Below are 4412 nucleotides of genomic sequence, written 5' to 3'. Positions count from 1 at the left end.
CCTCGAATGCTGGCGCCCCTTGGGCGACCAGATCGTCGACTGCATTTGCCATGCCGTATAGCTTGAGATTGCGCAGCATGATGAAGATAGAGGCTCCGGCTGGATCATGACGCATGGCGCTTCTCCCCAGTCCGTCTCAGGCCGTCATAGCGATCGACGTTTGCTTCTGGCGTTGTTTGCAATACCAGCGCCTTTGGTGGATCGACCTCGGGGTGCTCTGTCGGTTTGCGGTCGATCAATCGGTGCAACAGGTTCAAAATATGCGTTTTGGTGGGCACGCCTGCTTCGAGGGCCAGCTCCACGGCCCGCAAAACATCCTCTTCATTGTGCTGAAGAACCAATGACAGGATGTCGACCATCTCTCGGTCGCCGCCGTCCTTGCGCAGCATGTGATGCTGAAGTTGGCAGAAAGCCTCGGGCATCTCGGTGAACGGCGCGCCATTCCGAAGGGCACCTGGTTTGCGTTGGAGCGAGCCTTTGTCCGCCATTGGTCCGAGGACAACGGCGAGCGCCAGATAGTGACGCCAGTCATAGATGACCTTGCCCGGCTTGCGATGTGACCGCTCGATGATCCGCACATGTTCACAAACTTCTTGTCCTTCAGCCACAACGACCAACCGTTCGGGATAGACATGCAGGCTCACCCGGCGGTTCGCGAAGCTGGCAGGCACGCTATAGCGATTGCGTTCAAAGGTAATCAGACATGTTGGCGACACGCGTTTGCTGTGTTCGATAAACCCGTCGAAGGCGGGCGGTAGCGCCATCAGTATGGGCTTCTCGGCCTCCCATGCGTCAGCAATGGAACCCGGCAAGGCCTTGTATGAGGTCTCCGCCCACAGGGCGATGCAGCGATCTTCAAGCCACTGGTTCAGCTCGGCAAGATCGGCAAAGACAGGCATGACCTGCCAGAGCCGATTGCGGGCATCCTGCACATTCTTCTCAACCTGGCCTTGGCCATTGTCTCTCGGACCAATGGCGTTCCAATGGCTCAGTCCCAACCCGCAGCTGGATTGCAGAACTCAGGCTCAAAGACGTAGTGGCTGGCCATGGCTTTGAAGCGTGCGTTGATGTCTCGTTGTTTGCCTTTGCCAACGCGGTCCACCGCCGTCTTCATATTATCGTAAATGCCCCGTCCTGGGACACCACCAAAGACGCGGAAGGCACGCCAATGCGCGTCGAACAGCATCTCGTGCGTTTGCAGCGGATACGCCCGTACCAAGAAGGCCCGGCTATGAGACAGCTTGATATGGGCCACCTGCAGTTTGACCGAGCTATGCCCGAAAGTTGGCCCAATCCTCGCTCCAATCGAACTGGAACGCCTCGCCGGGCTGGAACACCAAAGGCACATATGTGCCGCGCCCCGTCGTCTGCTCAGCACGGTGCCGGTCCGCACGCCCGGCCCGGGCAAAAGCCGCAACCCGTTCGTAAGAGCCATCATATCCCAGCTTCACAAGATCCGCGTGCATCTGCTTCACCGTCCGGCGTTCTTTGCGCGACTTACGGGTCTGCGCCAAAAGCCACGCTGACAAACGATCCGCATACGGATCCAACTGGCTCGGCCGCGGTGGCGTCTTGAACTTCGGTTCTACAGCACCTTCTCTCAGGTACTTCTTGATTGTGTTCCGCGACAAACCTGTGCACCGAGCAATCTCGCGAATTGGCACCTTCTCACGTAATACCCACCGTCGAATAACACTCAAAAATCCCATGCCGATCACTCCAAATCTCCCCAAACGAAAACGTCGGGGCAGTCTGTTCACATGGGTCAATTCTCAGTGACAATCTAAGGATATACCGGATCAGTTCTCAGTGACATTCAACACCCTTGCCGGTAGTTTGCTATTTGTAGCGACGGCATCTCGCCAGCTATGATGTCTGGGCCTCATCATAACTTAAAACACAAGAGCTGACTTAATGCCAAATTGGCCATTCATTGCACGCCCCATCCACTAACGAAATGCGGATGGAGCTGACCTTCGGAGTGATCGTGTGAACATCCGCGTCCCGCGTTGTCAGGTGGTTGGAACGCTTCTACCGTCTTTCTATGCTGATTGATCCATCACCCTTGTGCCTTCTCAAGCGCGTTCTGTGGCGCAGATCCCGACTATGCTTGAACGTAGCGGAGGGGCGATCATTTTTACATACAGCTTTGTCGGTCACACTATCGGTTTTCCGGGCATCGCCGCCTAGGGAGCGCCCAAAGCAGGGCTGATCGGCATGATGCAATGCCTGGCGTTAGAGCATGGCCTGGCCGGTATTTGCGCAAACGCTCTGCTTCCGGGCGGCAACTCAATCACCAAGGCATGACAAAGCTAAGGCAAGCGGAGTGGGAGTCTTGGGAGAAGAAGGGGCTGTGGTAAACAGCAACGATGAATGCATGCGGCTTCGATCTGGATAGCAAATGAAGCACCCAACGCTTCGCCAATACTGTTTAAGAGCGCTGAGATCATACGCCTGCTTACACAAAATTCCCGCGTAAGCACCAGGCCTCGGAGAGCGCATTAGACTAAAGCACTGATTTACATATATAAATGGCGCACCCGAGAGGATTCGAACCTCTGGCCTCCGCCTTCGGAGCTGGTTTAAGGACCCATCCGAATTGCACGATAGGGTACGCTAGAGCACGCTAACAGACTGAAATATATTGCTTTTAAGAATCGGAGCTCCGAAGTCTCTATCCGAGAATACGCCTTGATTTCCATCCGCGTGCTTGCGTGGTGCTTACTCGAAATCGGGGCTTCCGAGGGACGGGAGCATGACCAAACTGACCAAACGGTTTGTAGACGCAGTCGAGCCGCAGAGCAAAGGCCACGTTGTCTGGGACGACGAGCTGCCGGGTTTCGGTCTTCGTGTCTATCCCTCAGGGAAGCGTAGCTACCTCATTCAATATAGAGCGAAAGGTCGCTCGCGGCGCTACACGATTGGTATCCATGGTGTGTGGACACCCGAAACTGCTCGTCGTGAAGCAAAGGCATTGCTTGGCCAGATCGCTCAAGGAGAAGACCCCGCTGCCGAAAGAGAAGAAGAACGCCGTGCGGTGACCGTGCGGGAGCTCTGCGAACAGTACATCGCCGACATGGAAGCGGGCCTTGTTCTCGGGAAAGGAGGACGCCCAAAGAAGGCGACCACCGTCGCGACGGATGTCGGTCGCATCCGCCGTCACATCATCCCGTTGCTTGGTACGCGGAAGATCAAGGACATCACCAAACCGGACATGAACAACCTGATGAAGGACATCATCGCCGGAAAGACGCGCGTCGTGATGAAGACGGAGAAGCTGCGTGGCAAAGCGATCGTGCGCGGCGGACCTGGCACTGCCATCCGCACTATGGGCCTCCTCGGCGGCATCTTCACTTACGCAATCGAAGCCGGGATCATCGACCAGAACCCGACCCACGGCCTGAAGAAGCCGCGATACAAGGTGCGGGACCGACGACTGAGTGAAGCGGAGTACCGGACGCTGGGTCGCATTCTTAAGGACGTGCAGCATGACAGCCACTTCGGCATCCACGCCGAGATCCTCCGCCTCATCGCCCTGACCGGCTGTAGGCGCGGCGAGATCATCAGTCTGCGTTGGAGCGAGGTCGACATCGAAGGCAGTTGCCTGCGTCTGAAAGACAGCAAAGAAGGCGCATAAGTACGACCGGTCGGCTTGCCGGTAATCGACTATCTCGAGGCCGCGCGCTTGAAACGGGATGGGACGTTCGTCTTTCCCGGCCAGGGCGAGGACAACGCCGTCGGAAACTTCCCCCAGAGCTGGAAGAAGCTCTTCGCCGACACTCCGCTCTGGGATGTCACGCCCCATGTCCTGCGGCACAGCTTCGCAAGTATCGCCAATGATCTTGGTTTCACTGAAATCACCATCGCCGCACTGATCGGGCACGCCAAAGGCTCAGTTACGAGCAAGTATGTTCACACGCTGGACTCGACCTTGATCATGGCCGCGGATACGGTTTCGGGCTACGTGAAGGCGCTTCTTGAAGGGGCTGAGTTTCGACGGAACACCTACACACTTGACCGGCAGACACGGCAGAGCGCGATCAACGATATGCTTCTGGAAGCTCGACCACGCGTCTGATGGCGGTTTCGCCCACCTTCGTGTTGTCACTAACCGTCATATCTGACGAATAAATCACTGTTAGACGTCAAATCTGACTGTTTAAGACTGAGCTTCCATTCGCGCGCGGTGTTGCGCCAGCCTAAATCGGTGATCATTCGTTAGCGGTATTCGTGAATGCCATCGCAGCTCGGTACGACCACTTTCGCTAAGCTCAGAAGAAAACATCGGTTTGAACCGTGCCGGGTTTGCCGGAGGCTGATTTGTCTTATTTACGCGGCCATGTCTGATCTTTGCCGAGCTGCGTAGAAGTTTGCCTCGGCCTCTGCTGGCGGGATATTCCCGATGGGTTCCA

At 56.4% G+C, this 4412-nt stretch carries 2 protein-coding genes and 2 pseudogenes; 2 read left to right on the top strand and 2 right to left on the bottom strand.

The genetic code is table 11. The features are described 5' to 3' along the window. Both IU397_RS22995 and istA read right to left on the bottom strand, forming a co-directional pair. Window positions 1–115, bottom strand: a pseudogene (locus IU397_RS22995) (ATP-binding protein); the annotation flags it as partial. Further along, a pseudogene (gene istA, locus IU397_RS22990) lies at window positions 105–1709 on the bottom strand (IS21 family transposase). The pseudogenes istA and IU397_RS22995, both read right to left, overlap by 11 nt. A gap of 1046 nt (window positions 1710–2755) precedes the next feature. On the opposite strand from istA, the gene IU397_RS22985 reads away from it, so the two are divergent. Next, entirely contained in the window at window positions 2756–3637 is an 882-nt protein-coding gene (locus IU397_RS22985; RefSeq protein WP_239480021.1) for a site-specific integrase, read from the top strand. Window positions 3638–3652: 15 nt separating this feature from the next. Further along, complete coding sequence (locus tag IU397_RS23520) at window positions 3653–4078, top strand: tyrosine-type recombinase/integrase (protein WP_239480020.1); 426 nt, start codon at window positions 3653–3655, stop codon at window positions 4076–4078. Window positions 4079–4412 lie beyond the last annotated feature (334 nt).

Origin of the sequence: Actibacterium sp. 188UL27-1 (assembly GCF_016901225.1) — a bacterium.
Classification (GTDB): Bacteria; Pseudomonadota; Alphaproteobacteria; order Rhodobacterales; family Rhodobacteraceae; genus 188UL27-1.
The sequence above is the reverse complement of the archived record's forward strand: the minus strand, read 5'-3'. Positions and strand labels throughout refer to the sequence as shown.

Excerpts from the sequence above, each read along its gene's own strand:
- IU397_RS22985 (WP_239480021.1), top strand. The coding sequence starts at position 2,756 with ATGACCAAACTGACCAAACGGTTTGTAGACGCAGTCGAGCCGCAGAGC.